At 70.7% G+C, this 19,820-nt stretch carries 14 protein-coding genes; 4 read left to right on the top strand and 10 right to left on the bottom strand.

Annotation, left to right across the window (positions count from 1 at the left end; genetic code table 11):
- Positions 1-39 precede the first annotated feature (39 nt).
- On the top strand, positions 40-825 hold the full coding sequence (locus LX88_RS26395; protein WP_258950560.1) for an aldo/keto reductase: 786 nt from the start codon (positions 40-42) through the stop codon (positions 823-825).
- A gap of 231 nt (positions 826-1,056) precedes the next feature.
- Here LX88_RS26395 and LX88_RS26390 read toward each other — a convergent pair whose 3' ends face one another.
- The 6 genes from LX88_RS26390 to LX88_RS26365 form a co-directional block, all read right to left on the bottom strand.
- Positions 1,057-2,385, bottom strand: a complete 1,329-nt coding sequence (locus tag LX88_RS26390) for an ABC transporter permease (RefSeq protein WP_258950488.1) — start codon at positions 2,383-2,385, stop codon at positions 1,057-1,059.
- The gene (locus tag LX88_RS26385; protein WP_090068832.1) at positions 2,385-3,095 is read right to left on the bottom strand and encodes an ABC transporter ATP-binding protein; all 711 of its coding nucleotides are present in this window, start codon (positions 3,093-3,095) and stop codon (positions 2,385-2,387) included. The genes LX88_RS26390 and LX88_RS26385 overlap by 1 nt, the downstream gene beginning before the upstream one ends.
- Positions 3,095-4,084, bottom strand: a complete 990-nt coding sequence (locus LX88_RS26380; protein WP_258950487.1) for an efflux RND transporter periplasmic adaptor subunit — start codon at positions 4,082-4,084, stop codon at positions 3,095-3,097. The genes LX88_RS26385 and LX88_RS26380 overlap by 1 nt, the downstream gene beginning before the upstream one ends.
- A 114-nt stretch (positions 4,085-4,198) precedes the next feature.
- On the bottom strand, positions 4,199-7,075 hold the full coding sequence (locus tag LX88_RS26375) for a LuxR family transcriptional regulator (protein WP_258950486.1): 2,877 nt from the start codon (positions 7,073-7,075) through the stop codon (positions 4,199-4,201).
- Positions 7,076-7,144: 69 nt separating this feature from the next.
- Positions 7,145-7,333, bottom strand: coding sequence for a hypothetical protein (locus LX88_RS26370; RefSeq protein ID WP_258950485.1), 189 nt, complete (start codon positions 7,331-7,333; stop codon positions 7,145-7,147).
- Positions 7,330-9,942 carry a type 2 lanthipeptide synthetase LanM family protein gene (locus tag LX88_RS26365; RefSeq protein ID WP_258950484.1) on the bottom strand — a complete coding sequence of 871 codons (2,613 nt, stop codon included), beginning with the start codon at positions 9,940-9,942 and terminating at the stop codon, positions 7,330-7,332. The genes LX88_RS26370 and LX88_RS26365 overlap by 4 nt, the downstream gene beginning before the upstream one ends.
- Positions 9,943-10,083: 141 nt before the next feature.
- Here LX88_RS26365 and LX88_RS26360 point away from each other — a divergent pair, with 141 nt between their 5' ends.
- Positions 10,084-11,166: a helix-turn-helix domain-containing protein gene (locus tag LX88_RS26360; protein ID WP_258950483.1), complete on the top strand. Its 1,083-nt coding sequence runs from the start codon at positions 10,084-10,086 to the stop codon at positions 11,164-11,166.
- 4 nt (positions 11,167-11,170) lie between these two features.
- On the opposite strand, the gene LX88_RS26355 is transcribed toward LX88_RS26360, so the two are convergent.
- Positions 11,171-11,749: a superoxide dismutase family protein gene (locus tag LX88_RS26355; RefSeq protein WP_258950482.1), complete on the bottom strand. Its 579-nt coding sequence runs from the start codon at positions 11,747-11,749 to the stop codon at positions 11,171-11,173.
- A 13-nt stretch (positions 11,750-11,762) separates the two neighbouring features.
- A complete protein-coding gene (locus tag LX88_RS26350) occupies positions 11,763-14,153 on the bottom strand; it encodes a DUF2339 domain-containing protein (RefSeq protein ID WP_258950481.1) in 2,391 nt (796 codons plus the stop codon).
- A 119-nt stretch (positions 14,154-14,272) separates the two neighbouring features.
- On the opposite strand from LX88_RS26350, the gene LX88_RS26345 reads away from it, so the two are divergent.
- Entirely contained in the window at positions 14,273-16,150 is a 1,878-nt protein-coding gene (locus LX88_RS26345) for a S41 family peptidase (RefSeq protein WP_258950480.1), read from the top strand.
- Positions 16,151-16,205: 55 nt separating this feature from the next.
- On the opposite strand, the gene LX88_RS26340 is transcribed toward LX88_RS26345, so the two are convergent.
- Positions 16,206-16,790, bottom strand: coding sequence for a hypothetical protein (locus LX88_RS26340; protein ID WP_258950479.1), 585 nt, complete (start codon positions 16,788-16,790; stop codon positions 16,206-16,208).
- A gap of 72 nt (positions 16,791-16,862) precedes the next feature.
- A complete protein-coding gene (locus tag LX88_RS26335) occupies positions 16,863-17,789 on the bottom strand; it encodes a LuxR C-terminal-related transcriptional regulator (protein ID WP_258950478.1) in 927 nt (308 codons plus the stop codon).
- Between the two features lie 182 nt (positions 17,790-17,971).
- On the opposite strand from LX88_RS26335, the gene LX88_RS26330 reads away from it, so the two are divergent.
- Positions 17,972-19,768 carry a S8 family peptidase gene (locus tag LX88_RS26330; RefSeq protein ID WP_258950477.1) on the top strand — a complete coding sequence of 599 codons (1,797 nt, stop codon included), beginning with the start codon at positions 17,972-17,974 and terminating at the stop codon, positions 19,766-19,768.
- The last annotated feature ends 52 nt before the right edge of the window (positions 19,769-19,820 follow it).

Below are 19,820 nucleotides of genomic sequence, written 5' to 3'. Positions count from 1 at the left end.
TCCGCTTTGAACACCGTGAAGCTCGACAACGGCGTCACCATGCCCCAGCTCGGCTTCGGCGTCTGGCAGGTGCCCGACGCGGAGGCCACCCCGGCCGTCGCCGAGGCGCTGAAGGCCGGTTACCGCAGCATCGACACCGCCGCCGCCTACGGCAACGAGGCCGGCACGGGCGCGGCCATCGCGCAGTCCGGCCTGAACCGCGACGACGTCTTCGTCACCACCAAGCTCTGGAACGACGACCACGGCTACGACGCCACGAAGCGCGCGTTCGACGAGTCGCTGCGCAAGCTCGGCCTCGACGTCCTCGACCTCTACCTGATCCACTGGCCGACCCCGGCCCGCGACAACTACGTCGACACCTGGAAGGCGTTCGTCGAACTGCAGAAGGAGGGCCGCGTCCGCGCGATCGGCGTCTCCAACTTCCAGCCCGCGCACCTGCGCCGGCTGATCGACGAGACCGGCGTCGTGCCGGCGGTCAACCAGATCGAGCTGCACCCGTACTTCCAGCAGGAAGAACTGCGCGCGTTCCACGCCGAGCACGGCATCCAGACCGAGGCCTGGTCCCCGCTCGGCCAGGGCGGCGAGCTGCTCAGCGACCCCGTCGTGCAGAAGATCGCGCTCGCGCACGGCAAGTCGCCCGCACAGATCGTGCTGCGCTGGCACCTGCAGATCGGCAACGTCGTGATCCCGAAGTCCGTGACGCCGTCCCGGATCCAGGAGAACATCGACGTGTTCGACTTCGAGCTCCCGCAGGCCGAGCTCGAGCTGCTGTCCACTCTGGACCGTGGCGGCCGCATCGGGCCGAACCCGGACGAGCTCAACTAGTTCGCGGAAAATACGAAGCCCCGGCCCGCGTCAAGCGGTCCGGGGCTTCGCCGGCAACGGGCCAGGGAGTGCTGTGGCCGCCGACCTTCACCGCGTGTTCCGGCGCTCAGCAGGACACCTCGCGACACCGGCCCCGCGCCCCCATATGCCCGATATGAGGGCGCGGGGCCGGCGCCGCGATGCGCCCGTCTGACCGTCGAAACACGGGGCAAAGGCCGGCGGCCACAGCACTCAGGCCCGCATGACTGTGGCGATCGGGATCCGCGCCGCCCGGATGGCCGGGATGAGCCCGCCGAGCACACCGGCGACGAGACCCGCGATCACGCCCGCGACACCCGCCTCCCAGGGGAAAGCGGTGCCCTGCAACGACGGGAACCTGCTACCGAACATCATCAGCGCCACCTGCAACCCACCGACGCCCGCGCCGATGGCCAGTGCGGCGGTCAGCAGGCCCGTCAGCAACGTCTCCGCGAGCACGATGCCCGCGAGCAGCAGGCGCGACATGCCGACCGCGCGGCGCAGCGCGAACTCCTCGACGCGCTCGCCGACGGTGGCGAGGCCGACGTTCAGGATTCCCGCGACGCCGATGAGCAGCACCAGGAACGCCATGCCGAGGAAGATCAGGCGCATGATCTTCAGCTGGGACTCCATGCGCTCCTTGGAGTTCACCGTCTGGAAGTGCATCTGGTTCTGTTCCAGGCCCGCGCCGGTGAGCTTCGCCTTGATCAGCTGCTGCAGGTCGTCGGTGCCCGGCTGCAGGTAGAGCTCCAGCTGGGTGCCGCCGCCGCGGAACCTGTCCACCTCGGTGGTCGCGGCGGCCGCCGGCATCCACGTGCGCAGCTCGTCGAGGCGCATGTAGACGCGCGGTTGCGAGGAGCCGTCCTGCACGACGCCGATGATCTGCGGTGACACGTGGTGGGTGGCGCCGTCGATCATCATCTCGCCGGGGACGCGGTACTGCTTGAGGCCCTTGGCGGCTTCCTCGTTCAGCACGATGCGAGGCGCCAGCGACGGCGCGGTGCCGAAGTCCAGCCAGGTGCCGGAGACGGAGCGGAACGGCTTGAACGGGCGGATGTCGCCGGTCAGCGCGACCATGCTGACCTCGATCGCCTGGCCGTCCGGCTTGCGCTCTTCCTTCTTCTGTTCGGTGCAGGTGCCGTTGGCGTCGCAGTAGACCATCGGGCCGGAGTAGTCGCCGCCCCTGTTCGCGTACTCGAACGGCATGCCGCCCTCGTTGATCGGCCGCACGCCCGGCTCGCCGATGATCGCGCGAGAGCTGATCATCGCGACCGCGTCGGTGCGGCCCTTCAGCGTCGACTCGACGATGCCCGGCGCGCCCTTCTCGCCGGGGACATAGCCCATGATCGTGCCGTCCTTGCCGGACTGGAGCTCGACGTCGGTGAGCATCGCGCGCTCGGCGATCTCGGACCCCGCCTGCACGGCCACGACGGCGAGGACGCCGAGGAACAGCGAGACCATCGAGAGGAACGTGCGCAGTTTTCGGGCGCGGATGCCCTGTCCGCCGATGACCAGGGCGGACCGGAACTTGCCGGAAAGCATCAGTTGAACCGCCCGTCGCGCAGCTCCATCACGCGGCCCATCTTGCGCGCGTGGTCGTGGTCGTGCGTGACCAGCACGAGGCCGCAGCCCTGCCTGGTCGTGTTGAGCAGCACCTCGACGACGAGGTTGCCGGTCTCGGTGTCGAGCGCGCCCGTGGGTTCGTCGGCGAGGATGATGCGCGGCTGGCGGACGAGTGCGCGGGCGATCGCCACGCGCTGCTGCTCACCGCCGGAAAGCCTGGTGGGCTTGGATTTCGCGAGGTGCGCGATGCCGACCTGCTCCAGCGCCTCCATCACCTGCTGCTTGCGCTTGCGCCGTGCCGACCAGCCCTGGCCGTTCACCAGCGCCATCGCCACGTTCTGCGCCGCGGTGAGGTGCTTGAGCAGGAAGAAGCGCTGGAACACGAACCCGAACTCCGCGCTGCGCAACGCCGCCGCCCTGCGTTCGGGGAGCTTCGTGATGTCGTTGCCGTGCAGGAAGTACTTGCCCTCGTCGGCGCGGTCGAACAGGCCGATCAGCGACAGCAGCGTCGACTTGCCGGAACCGGAACGGCCGAGGATCGCCACACTCTGTCCAGGGTGGACGGTGAAGTCCACACCGGACAGGATCGTGCGCGGTTCCCCTTGCCCCTTCAGGACTTTCGTGATGCCGTTGAGCTGGAGCAGCGGTGCCTGGACCTGCACCGTGGGTTGTTCGAAGGACTGCGTCATCACGGTCCCGTCGGCTTGGACTGGTCGCCGCCCTGCTGCTGACCCTCTGGCAGGTTCGGGCCCGGCACGGCGAGCTCCTCGTCACCGGTGAGACCGGACTTGACCTCGATGACCTTGCCGTCGGTCAGGCCCAGCACCACGTCGACCGTGCGGCGCGAGCCGTCGGGCTGGATGACGTCGACCTTGCCCTTGCCCTGCTGACCCGCCACGGCCTCGACCGGGACGACCATCGCCTGCGCCGACTTGCCGGTGGTGACCTCGATCGACGCGGTGGCGCCGTTGATCATCTGCACGTCCGCGGGCGCGGTGCACACGATGCGCAGGCCGGTGGAGGCACTCGGCTGCTGCGGCTGCTGCTGGGGTTGCGGCTGCTGCTGCGGCTGGTCCTTCTTCTCGTCCTTGGTGTCCGGCGTGACCGGCGGCTTCTCCGGGACGGTGCCCTGCGGCAGCGCGGCGATCGTGCCGAGCACGGTGCACGGGAACGGGCCGGGCCCGTTCTTGATCTGCACCACGACGTCGGTGAGCGCGCCGTTGATCTTGTAAGCCTGCTGGCCGTCGATGTCGCCGACGATCGCGTAACCGACGTGCTTGGCCGACGCGACCGGCATGCCCGCCGTCACCGTCGCCTTGTCGTCGACGAGCCTGCCGGTGAACGTGGAACCCGCCGGCGCCTCCACGTAGTTCGGCTGCTGGTCCTTCCACACCGTCGCGACCCGGATGGGCTTCGTCGGAGTGCCGTTCGGAGCCGCGACGTCGAAGTACCGCACCTGTCCCGCGACCGGCGCGACGAGCCCGAACGTCGGGTTCATCTCGACCTTGCCGGAGATGCTGAGCTTGGTGGTCAGGTCCTGCCTGGTGGGCTTGACCTTGGTCATCGGTGTGCCGCGCGGCGCCAGCTCCGGATTGGTCGGTTCCGGACCTGACGGACTGCACGCCGCCACGGCTACCGTGATCAGCGCGCACAGCGGCGCGAGAACAATTTTGCGCACGAACGTCCCCCATGTCGTTTCGACCAACCTACCGATAAGGACACCTGATGGGCCCCTGAGGTTGCATCAGTCTTTCGGCCGATGCACCTCGACGTTTCGGTCAAGACCGAAACGTCAACGTCCCAAGGCCGCGGCGTAGGTGGAAAGCGCTTCACGGTCGGGCTGGCCGGTCTTCGCGATGAGCGACGCGACGTGCTTTTCCACCGTGCGCGGCGAGATGTGCAGCCGCGTGCCGATCGCCTTGTTGCCCATCCGGTCAGCCAGCAGCACGAACACCTCGAACTCGCGGACCGTCACGCCGTGCCCGCGCAGCTGCCGCGGCACCTGGTCGGTGCCGCTGCGCCGTTGCTGCACCGGTGCTCCCGCCTGCCGCAACAGGCCCCGGCACGCCGACGCCACCGCCGGGATCGTGGCCTGGTGGAAGTACTCCTCGGCGGAACGCAGCCAGGACACCGGATCGCCCCATCCCGCCGCCTCCTGCGCGACGAGCCGCCGGCCGAGGTGACGGGCCAGCGGATACGGTTCCGCGGCCTCCTGGGCGCGCTGGAAGGCTTCCAGGGCTTCGGTGCAACGGGTGTCCCGGCCGAGCAGCACGGCGTGCGCCAGCTCGGTGAACTGCCGGTTCCACCGCATTCCCGACGCGGACGTCGCCGCCAGCGCGTGGTAGTCCGGCCAGCCGAACCGGCCGTCGAGCACGCCGAGCAGCACTCGCATGCCGTGCGTGCCGGACAGGTGGAACGTCGTTGGGTTCTGCGATTCCAGGTCGAGCGCGCGGTCGAGCTCCGTCATCGCCAGCGCGTGGTTCTCCTCCAGCAGCGCGCAGAACGCGCGGGCGAGCCCGAAGCACAGCGGGTACTCCTGCGCCCCGTTCTTCGCGACCGCCTCGAACTCGCTGATGGCGTCCTCGGTCTCGGCGCGGTTGCCCCGGTGTGCGGCGAGCACCGCCTTCGTCATCAGCAGGTAGCGGGTGAGCGCGTGGAACCGCAGGCGCGTCGTGGTGCGCAGGCACCGCTCGATCTCCTCGGTGGCCACGGCGTGGTCACCAGTCAGCACCGACTGCAGCGCCAGGATCGCGTCCACGTTGTGCGCCACCGTGATCGCGCCCGCCCGGCACGCCTCGGCGTGCGTCCGGCCCAGGGACGCGGTGCTGCCGTGCTGCAGCCATTCGTTGCCCGCCAAGCGGACCAGCGCGTAGACGTGCTGGATCGGCATCTGGTGCGTGCCCGCGAGAGCGAGCGCCTTGCTGAAGCAGGCGTTCGCCTCGTCGATGTCCTGCTCGCGCGCGATGATCCCGAGCAGCTGCCACGCCTCGCACGCCACCGCCGGCAGTCGCGCCCGGTCCGCCGCCAGTGCCGCCTGCCGGGCGAGGCCCGCCGCGGACGCGATCCGGCCGGCGCTCGGGATGTTCAGCGTGAGGTACGCGGAGTTGACGTCCAGCTGCGCGGCCAGTTCGTCCGGTGCGTCCGGCCCGAGCAGCGCCCGCGCGATGCGCACCTGTTCCACGCCTTCGGTGAACCAGCCGGCGAGGTAGGCCACTCGGGACAGTCGCGTGTGGAGCTTCGCGCGCAGCGACGCGTCCAGCCCGTGGAGGTCGTTCACCTCCAGGGCGAAGGCGCGTTCGAAGTCCCCCGTCTCGGCCAGTGCCGGCAGCAGCGTGTCGAGCACCTCGGCACGGGCCACCGCGTCGTCGGTGAGCAGGCCCTGCGCGCGGTCGAGCAGCGTGACCGCCGACTCCGCCGCCCCGCCCGACAACGCCCGCCTGCCCGCCTCGGCGAACAGAAGTCCCGCCCTCGTGCGGGATCCGGCGTCGAACCGCAGCTTCGCGACGAGCGGGCACCAGTCGCCGGGCAGGCCGGGGTGCAGGTCCTCGGCCGCGTCCGCCGTGCGCGACGACAGGTCCACGCGTTCGGCCGGGGTCAGCTGGGCCAGCAACGCGTCGGCGGTGAGCGGGTGCCGGAACGCGTACCAGTCGGGGGCGGGCTCGTCCGGGGTCACGAGCTGCGCGGCCACTCCCGCGTGCAGGTGGCTGAGCAGTTCGCGGTCGTCGATGCCGGTGACCTTCTGCACCACGGAAAGCGGGAACCGGTGGCCCAGCACCGCCGCGATGGACAGCACCTCACGGCCCTGCGGCCCCAGCCTGTCCGTGCGGTGCGCGACGCTGCGCACGAACGCGGCCGGCACGGGCAGCTTGAGCTCGCCCAGCACCTGCCAGCCGTCCGCACCGGCCACGAGCAGGCCGCCGCTCACCATGCCGTGCAGCAGTTCCTCGATGACGAACGGGTTTCCGGCGCTGTCCGTCCACAAGCGATCGACGAGCTCCGCCGGGGCAGGCGCGCTGTCCAGGCAGGCGGCCGTCATCTGGCCCACCTCGTCCTGCGAGAGCCGGTGCAGCTCCACCAGCCTGCCGGAGCCGCGTTGCACCATCCGGTGCACGAGCTCGAGCGCGTGGCCGGGTTCGGTGCGGATCGTGGCCAGCAGCAGAACCGGCTGGTCCTCCAGGTTGTCCGCCAGGTACTCCACGACCGCGAGCGTCTCCGCGTCCGCCTCGTGCAGGTCTTCCAGCACGAGCAGGCACGGCGTCTTGCGCGCGACGGACGCGAGCAGCCGCAGCACCGCCTCCGCCAGCACGACGACCGATTCCTTCGTGGACCGGTGGTCGTGCCACTCGGGGATCAGCGTGCCCAGCACCGGTTTGTACGGCCCGAGCGCGGAGTCGTCCGGCGGTTCGCCGCGGAACAGGCCCAGGAGTGCTTCCGCGATGGGACGGAACGGCACCATCGGACCGATGGTGGTGCCGCGTCCTTTGAGCACCCGCATGCCGTCGTCGTACGCCTGGCCCGCCGCGTAACGGGCGAGCCTGGACTTGCCGATCCCCGCCTCCCCGGTGAGGAAGACGGCGCCACCACGGGACTGGCGGGTGCGCGCCAGTGCCCCCGTGACGGCCGTGATCTCGCGATCACGGCCGACCACTTGGGGCGCTCGGGTCTGCATGTCTGGACCCTAACGGTCCCGGTCGGGCTTCCGTATCGGCTGCCCAGGCGTATTCGGGGAGAAATTCACTTACTGGACGCTCACCGTGGTGTCCGAGAGCGCCGGTGTGATCGCCGCGAACGCGCTCATCGCCATGGTCACACCCATCAACGCACGTGCCCGCGCACCCGCGAAGGTCTTCGGTGCGAGCTCCATCTCCCCGATCGCGTGCTCGGCCGGTCCGGGCTGGTCGGCCGTGCGGTGCAGGGACTCGTTCATCGAGTGGACTCCTCTGTTTCGGGTGACGCTTGCAGTAGCAGGACTGACGGGATCGAGAACCCGTGCCGTAGCAGGCCGTGACCGATGCCGGCCAGGCCCGTGAGCAGCCCGGGGGAGGGAACGCCGCCCGGTGTGGCGCACCGGGCGCCGTGTTCCTCCAGGGCTCCCAGCAACAACGCCACGCGGCGGGTCGCGGCGCTGGGGTGGTGGGCGGCCAGCGCCTCGACGACGCCCAGTTCGCCGTGGCAGAGACTCATGTCCCGCAACGGTTCTCCGGACGCCAGCACACCGGCCGGCCGCTCGTCGTCACGGGCCAGCGCGACACCGGCCAGACCCGAGCACCAGCCGGTGTCGGTCGGGTCGGCGCCGTCGCTGTCCAGGAACGTCCGTGCGGCCACGTCAGTTAACTCGTTCCGAACCGTTGCCGCGTAACGCCTCAGCGCCCATCCAATTCCCGCACGGCCGCGAGCGAACCCGTTCGCGGAGCAGAGGGAGCCACGCAGAGCAGAGGCGTAGTGGTCGGCGAGCGCAAGTGCCTCAGGCGTGCCCACGGAGAGCATCGCGGCCAACGAGCCGGCCACGCCGTCCGCGACGGTGAGCGACGAATCTTCCCGGGGCATCAGCCGTACGGCCTGCGTGAGCAGGTCGCGGTCGAGTTCGAGCAGGTGCGTGAGGCGGGCGAGCCCGTGACAAATGCCGCCGAGACCGTGGATCCCGCCACCGACGGCCGCGACCAGTTCCGGTTCCTCGGCGAACATCTCCAGCAGCGACGGCAACGGCCGCAACGCGTCGCGGGCGAAGTCGACGTACCGCGCGGCGCCGGTCAACGCGCCCAGTTCGGCGAGGAACAGCGCGACACCCGTGTAGCCGTTGGACAGGCCGGCGCCGAGCGGCTGCACCGACCAGTGCCGGTCGTCGACCAGCTCGAGGCCGAGCCAGTTGACCCGGTCCTGCCCGGTGACGGCGTGCGCGAGGATCTGGTCGGCGATCCCGCACGCGGCGACCAGCAGCCGGGCCGGGTCCGGGTCGACCGGCGCGACGTGACCGGGCACCACGACACCGCTGTGGTGCGACACGGGTCTCGGCCGCGACGCCAGCAGTGCCGTGATCACCCACTGCTGGTCGTGCCGGTCGACCTCGCTCATCCCCAGGACCTTGCGCGTCACGGCGTGCAGCCCGGGCTCCGGCAGCATCCCCGGCAGCCGGAGCCCGGACGCGGTCCACAGGTCGGTCGACCCGGGCCGGCACGTGAACAGCGGCACGTCACCGCGCCACAGGTCGGACACCTCGAACGGCACCAGCCGGTCGAGCAGCGGGTCGTCCACCACGAGCACACCGAACGCCAGGTCGCGGTCCAGCGCGTCGGCCAGCACGGACGGATGCGTCGACTCGTCCAGCAACCGCGCGTACTGCCGCGTCGCGCGCGCTATGAACCGCACTTCCTCGTTGACGCACTTCCGGACGAGCTGCAGCAGCTCGTTCCTGTGCGCCACTATCGCGTCGTAGCCCGCGCGGAACCCGGCCAGCAGGGGATCCTGGTAGTCGGCGGGTTCGGCGGGAACGCCGCCGAGCAGCGGCCTGTTCGACGCCCCCGGCGACTTCTTGGGGCGCCTGACCAGCCGCATCCGGTCGGTGCCCGCGTCGGCCCAGTCGACCGCGTTCAACGGTGACAGCGCGCCGTGGTCGCCGCCAACCCCGGACACGTCCACGGCCCCGTTGTCGCCCATCAGCACGTGGGGGAGCAGGGCCGTGCGGTGCACCGAGTTCACGAGTGCGAGCGTGGCCGGGTCCGCGTCGGGTGGTGTCAACGTAGGGTGGAACAGCGTCTCGACGTCCACGAGGACCGGCTGGTCGCCGCACGCGATGAGGTTCTCGTAGTGCATGTCGGTGCCGTCGACCGCGTAGAGCAGCGCGAGCAACGCGCCGAGCCGCTGGTAGAAGTCGGCGACCCCGGCCACGTCCGCGCACGGCTCGTGACCGATGTGCTCGATCCACCCGTAGCCGTCGCGCGGCAGGAGCCTCGGCGTCCGGAACTCGATCCCGGTTCGCGTGGCGAGCCAGGCGAGCTGTTCGGCGAACCGCACGTGCAACCCGAGCGGCCGAGGCCGGTAGACGAGCCTCCGGCCGGACTCGAAGGTCAGGACCGCGACGGTCCGGCCCTGCTGGTGCGCGTCGCCCTGGCCCATCTCGATGGAGGTCAACGCGCCGGGGTCCTCGCCCGCGAAGATCGTCCGGACGATCTTCGCCCGGTCGCGGGTGAACCGCGACGACAGTTCGTGGTGCGTGGACACCGCCTGCTCACAGGCCTGCGCGAGCAACCTGGCCAGCACCGGGTAGCGGTTGAAGATCGACGAGAGGTTCAGCGTGCGCGTGAACTCGGTGAACCGCTCGGCGCTCGTGGGGCTGGTCAGCGTGTCGCGCGCCTCGTGCAGCTCCAGCACGAGCGTTCGTGCCGCGATCGCCACGAGCCGCCGCCCCAGTTGCTCGGCGAAGGACGCGTCGAACGGTGGCGCGACCTCCGTGCGGGACGCGTCGATCAGCGGGCGCAGGGCGTGGGCGAAAGCCGCTGTCCAGCTCTCACCGGTGCTGGTCTCGGCCGCGGAGGTCACGCGGCCAACCTCGCACGCGCGGACGGGCGGCACATGGGGACCATTCCCCCAGATTTACGCGCGGAGGTGAATATGGGGGGTCGCCACCCATGTTTCGCCGCCCGATCACCCCGACACTCGGAGGCCGAGGAGGGGACGGGCATGAGGGAGTTCGGAGAACTGCTGCGCACGCACCGCATCGGCGCGGGCCTGACCCAGCAACAGCTGGCTGACTTCGCGATGGTGAGCGTGCGGGCCATCCGCGACCTGGAGTGCGGTCGCACCCGCTCACCGCGCGCGGAGACGGTGCGCCTGCTCGCGGACGGGCTGCGGCTCGACGAGGAGAACCGCGCGGACCTGCAGCAGGCGGGTGGTCGTGCCGCGGGCCGGTCCGCGGTGGCGCCGCCCGCACCGGCCGGGCCCGCCGGCCTGATCGTCGGGCGGGAGGCGGAGGCGGCGGCGCTGGCGGCGTTGCTCACCGAGGGACGGCCGGGCACCGGTCCCGCGGGGCTGGTCACCGTCACCGGGGTCAGCGGCGTCGGCAAGACCCGGCTGGCCCTGGAGGTCGCAGGCGTTCTGCACTTCCGGCACGGCTGGTCGGTCCTGTGGCACCCGTCCCACACGACCCCGTCGATCGACGACGACCAGGACACCGTCCTCGTCACCGACCGCCGCCCCGACCCGCGCCTGCTGGAGGCGCACCCGCGGCTGCGGATCATCGTCACGGCGCTGGCGCCGATCGGGCTGCCCGGCGAGCAGGTGTTCCCGCTGGGCCCGCTGGCCGACGACCCCGCGGTGCGGTTGCTGCTCACGCACGTGCACCGGGTGCGGCCCGCGTTCAAAGCGGAGCCCGCGAACCAGGCCGCGCTGATGGGCCTCGTGCACGAGCTGGACGGGCTGCCGTCGGCGCTGGAGTTCGCGGCCGGGTGGTTCATGGTCTACTCGCCGCAGCACCTGCTCGAACGGCTGCGGTCCAACCCCCTCGACCCCACCTCGGCACACCTGCGCGACTCACTGCGCCGCTCGCTGTCCACATTGGACGCCGACGGGCGCGAGCTGCTGGTGCGGATGGCCGAGGGAGAGGATCCCGGGCACAGCCCGTACGCCAGGGAACTGTGCGTGCGCGGGCTCGTTCGTCGCGCCGGACCCCGATACGAGGTGCTGAGCCTCGTGCGCGCGGCGGTGCTGGAACCGGTGTCAGGGCCGCACCTCGCGGGAGGTGTGGCCCTGACCTGGCCGGTCTAGCGGCTTAGAACGCCGCGGTCAGGCACGCGAGGCGGTCACCGGCGGTGCCCGCCTTGCCGTGCTCGGTGCTGGTGTGCGCGGCGTGCACGACGACCGAGTTCGCCTCGGCCTTGCGGAACTCCCACCGCACCGTCGCCCTGCCGGTCGCGGCACCCTGCGCGTCGGTGGTGAAGTCCAGCCAGATCTCGTTCTGCGCGTTGGCGAACTGCGGGTCGACGCTCGGCGACACCGGGTCCTTCGCGTTCTGGTAGTGCGGGCCCGAGTCGGCCGGCTTGGCGCCGCACGGCTTGGTGTGCACGTGCGAGCCGTACTTGGTGTCCGGCAGCAGGCCGGACACCTTCAGCTCCACCGTCGTCCGTCCATTCTCGACGGACGAGCCGGTGGAGAGCTTGGCGCCCACGGGGATCCGCGCGACGTCGTACGTGATGCCCTTCGGCTGGTCACCGGAGGACGCGGGCGCGGCCACATCGGTGTCCGCCAGCGGTTTGACGGCCGGCGAGGAGGGCGGGGCCTCGCTCGAACAAGCGGCCGGCCCTCCGGCGAGCAGTACGGCACCCACGAGGGTCGCCACAGTCGTGCGCATGTTTCTCCTTGGGTCAACTGCGTTCCAGGTTCCCATCCCCTCCACGTCCACGATCGGGTGACCGGTTCAGCTCGAGCGAGACGAGGTCCGTGAACGCGTCCCGGTAGGCCGCGCACAGGTGGTAGTCGCCGTGGGTCTCCACCTTGTCCGGTGACCCGTCCGTCTCGTTGGCGCGGCGGTCGAGAGCGTTGTCCTCCCAGCCGTGCACAGGGAAACCCAGGTAGTCGGTGCGGCGCCACAGGTTGATCCAGTGCGGGCCCAGCAACGACGCCAGCCCGCGCTCCGGCACGTCGCCGGGCTCCCGGCGCCACGGATCGCACGAGAACAACGCGCCCGCTCGCACCGGAGGTGTGCCCAGCACGGCGGGCCCCAGCAGTTCGGGGAAGATCCGCCCGAAGTAGGGCCGCAACTGCACGCCGTACGTCAGCAGCTGAACGCGTTCCAGGTACCCGGAGGGCAACGCGTACAGCGCCGCCACGGCCAGCACGGCACCCAGGCTGTGCGCGGACAGCACCACGCGATGATCGGGCGACTCGTCCAGGAACTCACGCGAGCGATCGGCGATCTCCGGCACCGCGCGCTCGGCGTAGCAGGGCGGCGCGAACGGGTGGGCGGTGCGCGGCAGGAAGCACATCAGGTCCCACAGCAGCCCGAGCGGCCGCCGGTTCGTCAGCATCCCGGCGCCGACGAACGACCCGACCACCGCGACGCCGGCGAGCCCTGTCACCCAGTCGCCCTTGCCCACCACCCAGGCGACGGCGGGGGACTGACCCCAGTCCGGCGAGGCGAACGTCAGGTAGCAGGTCAGCAGCAACGCGAGCACGCCCAGCACCGACAGCACCCCGGCCACGTTCTCGGCCCGGTGCGTCACCGCGACCACGTGCCGCGCCCGCACGACGAGCACCTCGCCCTCGTCGTCCAGCACCGCGGGCGTGATCAACCGCGACAGCAACACGAAGGCCTGCGAGAGGACCAGCAACAGCAGCGGGACCAGCGCGACGGCGAAGGCCGCGCTGAACCACGAGTAGAAGACCGGTGCCCGCAGGCCGGTGCCGACCCAGCCCCGGAACGTCAGCACCAGCACGGTCGCCATCATCACCGACGACACGAGCGACAACCCCAGCAGCACTCCGGGTCCGGCGCCGCGCCAGGCCTGGAACTCGTCACCGGCACGCGGCCGTGCCCTCCACGCCAGCACCCCGCCGAACAGGACGGCACCGGTCCAGGCGAGCGGAACCCAGTACGTGGCGACCATGCACGTTACGAACAGCACGAGCAGGACCAGCGGCCCCTTGGCGTCGTTGCGCCGCCAGGACCACGCCGCCAGCACCGACCCGAGCAACGCCGCGGTCACCACCGGCGGCCCCCACGCCGTCAGCCACAACGGCCCGTCGAACACCGGCGCGATCGCGTACAGCCCGAACCCGTGCGCCACCAGCACGACCACCGACGAGATCATCAGCAGCCACGACCACAGGCCGCCCTGCTCGGTCGACGGCACGTCCGGGCAGTCGGTGGCCGTCACCACCACCCGTGCCATCACCACGGCCAGGACTCCGGCCGCGAGCACGGTCAGTGCCAGGAAGAACACGTGCTGCCACAACTGCGTGCTCGTCGCCAGCACCACCACGCAACACCCCGCGGAGAGGTGCAGCCGCGTGAGCCGGCGGATCCGCGGGCTGCCCTCCCACATCGACGCCCGGCTCAGCATCACGCCCGCACGCCGCTGTGGCGTGCGGGCGGACGTCATCTCGTACCTGCTGCGCGACAACGAGGTCAGCGCCATCAACCCGAGCAGCAGCAACACCGGCACGGCGGACGCGGCCAGCACCCGGACGTGGCGGGCCGGATCGCCCAGCACGTCCAGGAAGTCCGGCAGCCGCCTGCACGTGGTGCCCGGCAGCGAACACTGGACCGCGTACACGTCGATCGCCACCTCGCACACCGCGAGCACCAGCAACACCGTCAGCCCCAGCCCGAACAGCCGCGTCGAGGCCGCGCCCCGCCCGGCGTTCCACCACACCATCCGCCGCGTCGAGGGGACCGAGTCGTCGGGCAGTTTCCGCGACCAGTACGCGACGTTCGCGAGCCCGAACGGCAGCAGCAACGCCCATCCGATGCGCCCCAGCACGTTCGCGAGCACCGACGGCACCCCACTGCCCGGCACACCGGGGCTGCTGCGTGCCATGCCGCCCCACGAGTACGCCTCGCGCCGCACGTCCGCGGGCACCTGCCCGGGGTGATCCGGTGGCAGCTCGGCGAGCTTGTCCGGCCTCGGGCGCCAGAAGCTGCCGAAGCGGTCGCCGCGGAACTGTTCGACGGCGTGGTCGGGAAGAGCCAGCATCGCGTCCGGCGGCGTGTTGTTGACGCCGTGGATGCGCAGTTCGAGAACGGGTGGACTCATCGCCGGCCTCCCTTTACTCCAGTTGTCGGCGGGAAAACTGCTCCAGTTAGCGGCCGAACGGGTGAAACAGGTGTATCCAGGCGCCCTGGAAAGTCTCTACTGAACAAGGAGGCCCCACCATGACCACAACCGCTCACCCGAACGTCGCAAATTCCGTCGGACTCGCCGAGTTCCTGGCCACCGCGGGAACGCTCACCCTGGCGCAGCGCAAGCTCATCGTCGACCAGGCGCTGATCGTGCTGGAGCAGAACTACGCGCACCTGCCTCTCAAAGTCGCGATGCACGCGGTGAATCCCGTGCAAAGACTCAGAGTCCTGAGAGCCAGACTCGAACGGCAGACCGACGCCACCGCCGAGCCCGAGTGGCAGTTCCACCGCGAACTGTCGAGCACCTTCCACTCGGTGCGCGACCTGCACACGAACTACCTGCTGCCGGCGCCGTTCGCGGGCAAGATCGCCTTCCTGCCGTTCCAGCTGGAACGCTGCTTCGGCGAGGACGGCACCGAGCAGTACCTCGTCGCCCGCACGGTCGCCGGGTTCGACGGCCTCGCGGCAGGTGCCGAGGTGACGCACTGGAACGGCACGCCGATCGCCCGCGCGGTCGCGTTGAACGGCGCGATCTTCGCCGGCAGCAACACCGCCGCGAACCTCGCCCGCGGCCTCGAGTCGCTCACGTTGCGCCCCTTGGTGATCCAGCTCCCGCCCGACGAGGACTGGGTGGTCGTGAGCTACCGCGACGAGACCGGTGCCGCCGGGGAGATCCGCGTCGACTGGCAGGTCACGGAGAACCTGCCGCCCATGACGGACGTCGACGAGCTTTCACCGGCGGCGGCCGCCCAGGGCGTCGACCTGGACTCCGACGAGAAGGCCCGCGCCAAGAAACTGTTGCACGCGCCCAAGGTCGTGCAGGCCGAAGCCTCCGGTGGCGCTGTCGCGATGGCCGTGCAGGACGTGCCGACGACGCTGCCCGGCGTGTTCCGCGCCCGCCCCGTCGTCACGCCGTCCGGCACGTTCGGGCACCTGCGGATCTTCACGTTCAGCGTGGACGACCCGGACGCGTTCCTCACCGAGTTCGTGCGGCTCGCGGCGCTGCTGCCGCAGAGCGGGCTCATCGTCGACGTGCGCGACAACGGCGGCGGCCACATCTTCGCCGCGGAGTTCCTGCTGCAGACGATGACGCCGCGGCCCGTCGCGCCGGAGCCCGTGCAGTTCCTGAGCACGCCGCTGAACCTGCGGATCTGCCGCCGCCACGCGGAGGACCCGACCGGCCAGATCAACCTCGGCCCGTGGTTCCCGTCGCTCGACAGCTCCACCGAGACGGGACAGGCGTTCTCCTGCTCGCACACGATCACGCCGGTCGGCGGGGCGAACGCCGTGGGCCAGACCTACCACGGCCCGGTCGTGCTGATCACCGACGCGCGCTGCTACTCGGCCACCGACATCTTCGCCGCGGGCTGGGCCGACCACGAGCTGGGCCCGATCCTCGGCGTGGACGACAACACCGGCGCGGGCGGCGCCAACGTGTGGACGCACGGGCTGCTGTCGACGCTGCTGAGGATCCCGGCGCCGGTCGACGCGGAGTCGCCGTACAAGGCGTTGCCCAACAAGGCGAACATGCGCGTGTCGATCCGCCGCACGTTGCGCGTGGGCAAGCTCGCCGGCACACCGGTGGAGGACCTGGGCGTGCGCCCGACGCACCAGCACAAGGTCACGCGCGCGGACCTGTTGCAGGGCAACGTGGATCTCCTCGCGCGAGCGGGAGAGCTGTTGAAGGAGCAGCCGGTCCGGCGGCTCGGAGTGGTGGTCGAGGGACCGACCGTCTCACTGGACACCGTGAACCTCGACCGGGTGGACGTCTACGTCGACGGCCGCCCGTCGACCTCGCTGGACGTGACCGACGGCGCGCACACCGCGACGTTGACCGCGACCGGGCGCGAGGTGCGCGTCGAGGGTTTCGCGGACGGGCAGCTGGTGGCCGCGCGCAAGGTCGCCAGTTGACCGAGCGGGCGCTTCCGGTGACTCCATGACCGGAAGCGCCCGCTCACTCTTCGTACTAGCGGGTGAACGTGAAGGCGCGGTCGGTGGCCAGGACCGCCAGCTGCGCCTCGGTGCCCGGCGTCCAGGTCTGGACCCAGACCACCTCACCGTTGCGGCGGAAGTTCCGCGCCTCGGTGATGCCGAACTGCTCGTTCTTGGAGAACACGACCAGCCCGCCCCGGTGGTCGCTGACCTGGGCGGTGCACGCGGCGTACTTCTCGCAGTACTCCGTCGGTGACCACGCGTGCTGGCCAGGAGCGTTGACCTGCGTGTACGTCGTGACGTGCTGGCCGTTGTAGGTGAAGCCCACCGTGTTGCCCATGTACTGCATGTCGTCGAACACGCCCTCTGCCTCGCCACCCCAGTTGCCGGGCGAGACGTCCTGCGCGCCGCGGAAGACCCGCGGGTAGGCCGCCTGCTGGCGCGCGGAGAACCCGTCCGCCTGTTCCTGCAGCTCCGCCTTGGTCTTGTGGACCGGCGTGACGTCCTTCGGCGGCCACGCGAGCTCCCCGGAACCCGACGCCGACGCCGTTGCCGTGCCCGCGAGACCGATCAGTGCGAGGCCCGTCAGGGCAGCCGCCATCACCTTGCGCATGCGCATTCGTTGAATCCCCCTGTGAGTACGTGCTTGCACAGAGTGAGACGCCGCATGATCACGTGAGGTTGCGTCGGGCTACAGCCAACCGCGCCGCATCGCTTGAACGCCCGCCTGGAACCGGGTCTGCGCGCCGCACCGGTCCATCAGCTGCCGCACCCGCCGCTGCACCGTGCGCGGCGCGAGCCCCAGCTGCCGTGCGATCGACTCGTCGGTGAGACCCGCGGCGAGCAGTCCCAGCAAATTCGGGTCCACGTCGGCCGCCGCCGCGTAGATCCCGCCGGGGCTGAACGGGATCCCCTTGTCCCAGTACAGCTCGAACGTCGAGCGCAGCACGTCCAGCAACGCGGACGGCCGGATCAGCAGCACCTTGTCGACGATGTCACCGTTCACGACGGGGAGCACCGCCGCGTGCGTGTCGATCACCGCGAGCTTGAACGGCAGCGTCGGCGTGACGCGGGCGCGTTCGCCGGCCGCGACCAGGTCGATGATCTCCGTGACCCGGCCGGGGATGTCGACGGCCGAGCGGTCGTAGACGACCCGCCACTGCACGTCCCGTTCCCGCGTCTCGTCCTCCAGCGCGACGTGCTGGCCCAGCGGCGTCACGTACGGCGGCTGGTCGAGCACGCAGACCTCCCCGCGGGCGCCGCGCAGCAACGCGTGCCACAGCTCGCGGACGGCGTCCACACCGGACACCACCTCGACGAACGCGTTGTCCGCCAGTTCCTCGTCGCGGTTGCGCAGGTACAGCTCCATCAACGGGCCGATGTCCGCGCGGGCCCGGCGGTTCGCCTCCTCGCGGGCCGCGATCAGCGCTTCCACGGCCAGGTCCGGCGCCACGGCCTGCCACACGTCACCGGGCAGGTGCCGGACCAGGCCGAGCTCCCGCATCTCCTCCAGCACCGGGACCGCGACGCCGATCTCGTCCGTGGTGCGGCTTCCGCCCGTTACCAGAAGCTCGTAAACGGCCGTTAGCTCCGGCGCGACGCCCAAGTGTCCGAACACGGCCACATTGTGCGCCATTCGGCGCAGTACCCCTGTCGTGAACACGCCAGTGTCGTCAAACGGACTCCACTAGACCTGTTTTCGCAGGTGTGGCCGGGCTTACGGTCCGTCCACCTCCGCAGCCGGTTCAGAACACTGACGCCCTCAACGGCACGCGAAGGCCCTGCGTGGAAGGACCTCACGTGAACGGATTGCGACGCACGAGTGTGTGCGCCGCGGCAGTTTCCGCCGCCGTGCTCAGCGTTGTCGCCCCATCGGCGACCGCAGCCCCCGCCCAGATCCAGTCCCAGCCGGACTCGACCCAGGTGAACCGCCCCTTCGAGCGGCTGATCGTCGGCTACAAGCCCGGCACCGCCGAAGCCTCGTCCGACTCCGCTGCCTCGGACGACGCCCGCAGCAAGGGCAAGTCCGTGCACCGCCGCATGGCGAGTGGCGCGGTCGTCGTCGACCTCGGCGCGAAGACCACGAACGCCGACAACACGATCCAGGCGTTCAAGAACGACCCCGACGTCGCGTACGTCGAGCCGGACCTGCTGATGCAGCCGTTCGCCGAGCCGAACGACACCGAGTACTCCCGGCAGTGGGACCTCTTCGAGGCCACCGCCGGCATGAACGTGCCCAGCGCGTGGTCCAGCACCACCGGCGCCGGTGTGACCGTCGCGGTCATCGACACCGGCTACGTCGCCCACAGCGACCTGGCGGACCGGGTCGTCGCGGGGTACGACTTCGTCTCCGACTCGGCGCGGGCCCGTGACAACAACGGCCGTGACTCGAACCCGGCCGACCAGGGCGACTGGGCGGCGCGCGGCGAGTGCGGCACCGACGCCAACGGCAACCCGGTTCCCGCGCAGGACAGCAGCTCCTCCTGGCACGGCACGCACGTGGCCGGCACGATCGCCGCCTCCACCGGCAACGGCAAGGGCATCGCGGGCATCGCCTACGACGCCAAGATCCAGCCGCTGCGCGTGCTCGCCAAGTGCGGTGGCGCCACCTCGGACATCGCCGACGCGATCACCTGGGCGTCCGGCGGCACGGTGACCGGCGTGCCCGCGAACCAGACGCCCGCCAAGGTCATCAACATGTCGCTGGGCGGCAAGTCCTCCTGCTCCACGACGTACCAGAACGCGATCAACGGTGCCGTCAACCGGGGCACCTCGGTCGTCGTCGCGGCCGGCAACTCGAACGACAACGCGTCGCTCTACACCCCGGCCAACTGCTCCGGCGTGATCACCGTCGCGGCCTCGTCGCGTGAGGGCAACCGGACGTTCTACTCGAACTACGGCACCCGCATCGACATCGCGGCGCCCGGCGGCGAGACCCGTCGCGGCACCGACACCCCCGGCACCATCACCACGCCGGAGAACGGCATCTGGTCGACGCTGAACGCCGGCACCACCGTCCCCGGTGCCGAGAACTACAAGCCGTACCAGGGCACGTCGATGGCCGCCCCGCACGTCGCGGGCCTCGCGGCACTGCTGGTCGCGAAGAAGCCGTCGCTCACGCCGGCCCAGGTCAAGGACCTGATCAAGACCAACGCCCGTCCGCTCCCCGGCACCTGCTCGGGCGGCTGCGGCGCCGGTCTCGCCGACGCCGCGAAGACCGTGGCCGCGATCGACACGACTCCGCCGCCCTCCGGTGGCCTGGAGAACACGACCGACGTCGCCATCGCGGACCGCGGTGCCGCGGTCACCTCGTCCATCACCTCCACGGTGACGGGCAACGCCTCCTCGACCACCAAGGTCGGCGTGGACATCGTCCACACCTACCGCGGTGACCTGGTCATCGACCTGGTCGCGCCGGACGGCACCGCCTACCGGCTGAAGAACTCGTCCTCTTCGGACAGTGCCGACAACGTGGTGGCGACCTACACGGTCAACGCCTCGTCCGAGGTCGCGGCGGGCACGTGGAAGCTGCGGGTCCAGGACGTGTACTCCGGTGACACCGGGTACATCAACTCCTGGAACCTGACCCTGCGATAGCTCCACGAGTTCGCCGAGGGGCGGCGCCTCCCAGCCTGTATCTGGGGGAGCG

Source organism: Lentzea californiensis (assembly GCF_024648825.1).
Lineage (GTDB): Bacteria > Actinomycetota > Actinomycetes > Mycobacteriales > Pseudonocardiaceae > Lentzea > Lentzea californiensis.
Note: the sequence above shows the minus strand (reverse complement) of the source record. Positions and strands in the feature narration are given on the sequence as shown.

Excerpts from the sequence above, each read along its gene's own strand:
- LX88_RS26395 (WP_258950560.1), top strand. The coding sequence starts at position 40 with ATGCCCCAGCTCGGCTTCGGCGTCTGGCAGGTGCCCGACGCGGAGGCC.
- LX88_RS26390 (WP_258950488.1), bottom strand. The coding sequence starts at position 2,385 with ATGCTTTCCGGCAAGTTCCGGTCCGCCCTGGTCATCGGCGGACAGGGC.
- LX88_RS26385 (WP_090068832.1), bottom strand. The coding sequence starts at position 3,095 with ATGACGCAGTCCTTCGAACAACCCACGGTGCAGGTCCAGGCACCGCTG.
- LX88_RS26375 (WP_258950486.1), bottom strand. The coding sequence starts at position 7,075 with ATGCAGACCCGAGCGCCCCAAGTGGTCGGCCGTGATCGCGAGATCACG.
- LX88_RS26370 (WP_258950485.1), bottom strand. The coding sequence starts at position 7,333 with ATGAACGAGTCCCTGCACCGCACGGCCGACCAGCCCGGACCGGCCGAG.
- LX88_RS26360 (WP_258950483.1), top strand. The coding sequence starts at position 10,084 with ATGAGGGAGTTCGGAGAACTGCTGCGCACGCACCGCATCGGCGCGGGC.
- LX88_RS26355 (WP_258950482.1), bottom strand. The coding sequence starts at position 11,749 with ATGCGCACGACTGTGGCGACCCTCGTGGGTGCCGTACTGCTCGCCGGA.
- LX88_RS26350 (WP_258950481.1), bottom strand. The coding sequence starts at position 14,153 with ATGAGTCCACCCGTTCTCGAACTGCGCATCCACGGCGTCAACAACACG.
- LX88_RS26345 (WP_258950480.1), top strand. The coding sequence starts at position 14,273 with ATGACCACAACCGCTCACCCGAACGTCGCAAATTCCGTCGGACTCGCC.
- LX88_RS26340 (WP_258950479.1), bottom strand. The coding sequence starts at position 16,790 with ATGCGCATGCGCAAGGTGATGGCGGCTGCCCTGACGGGCCTCGCACTG.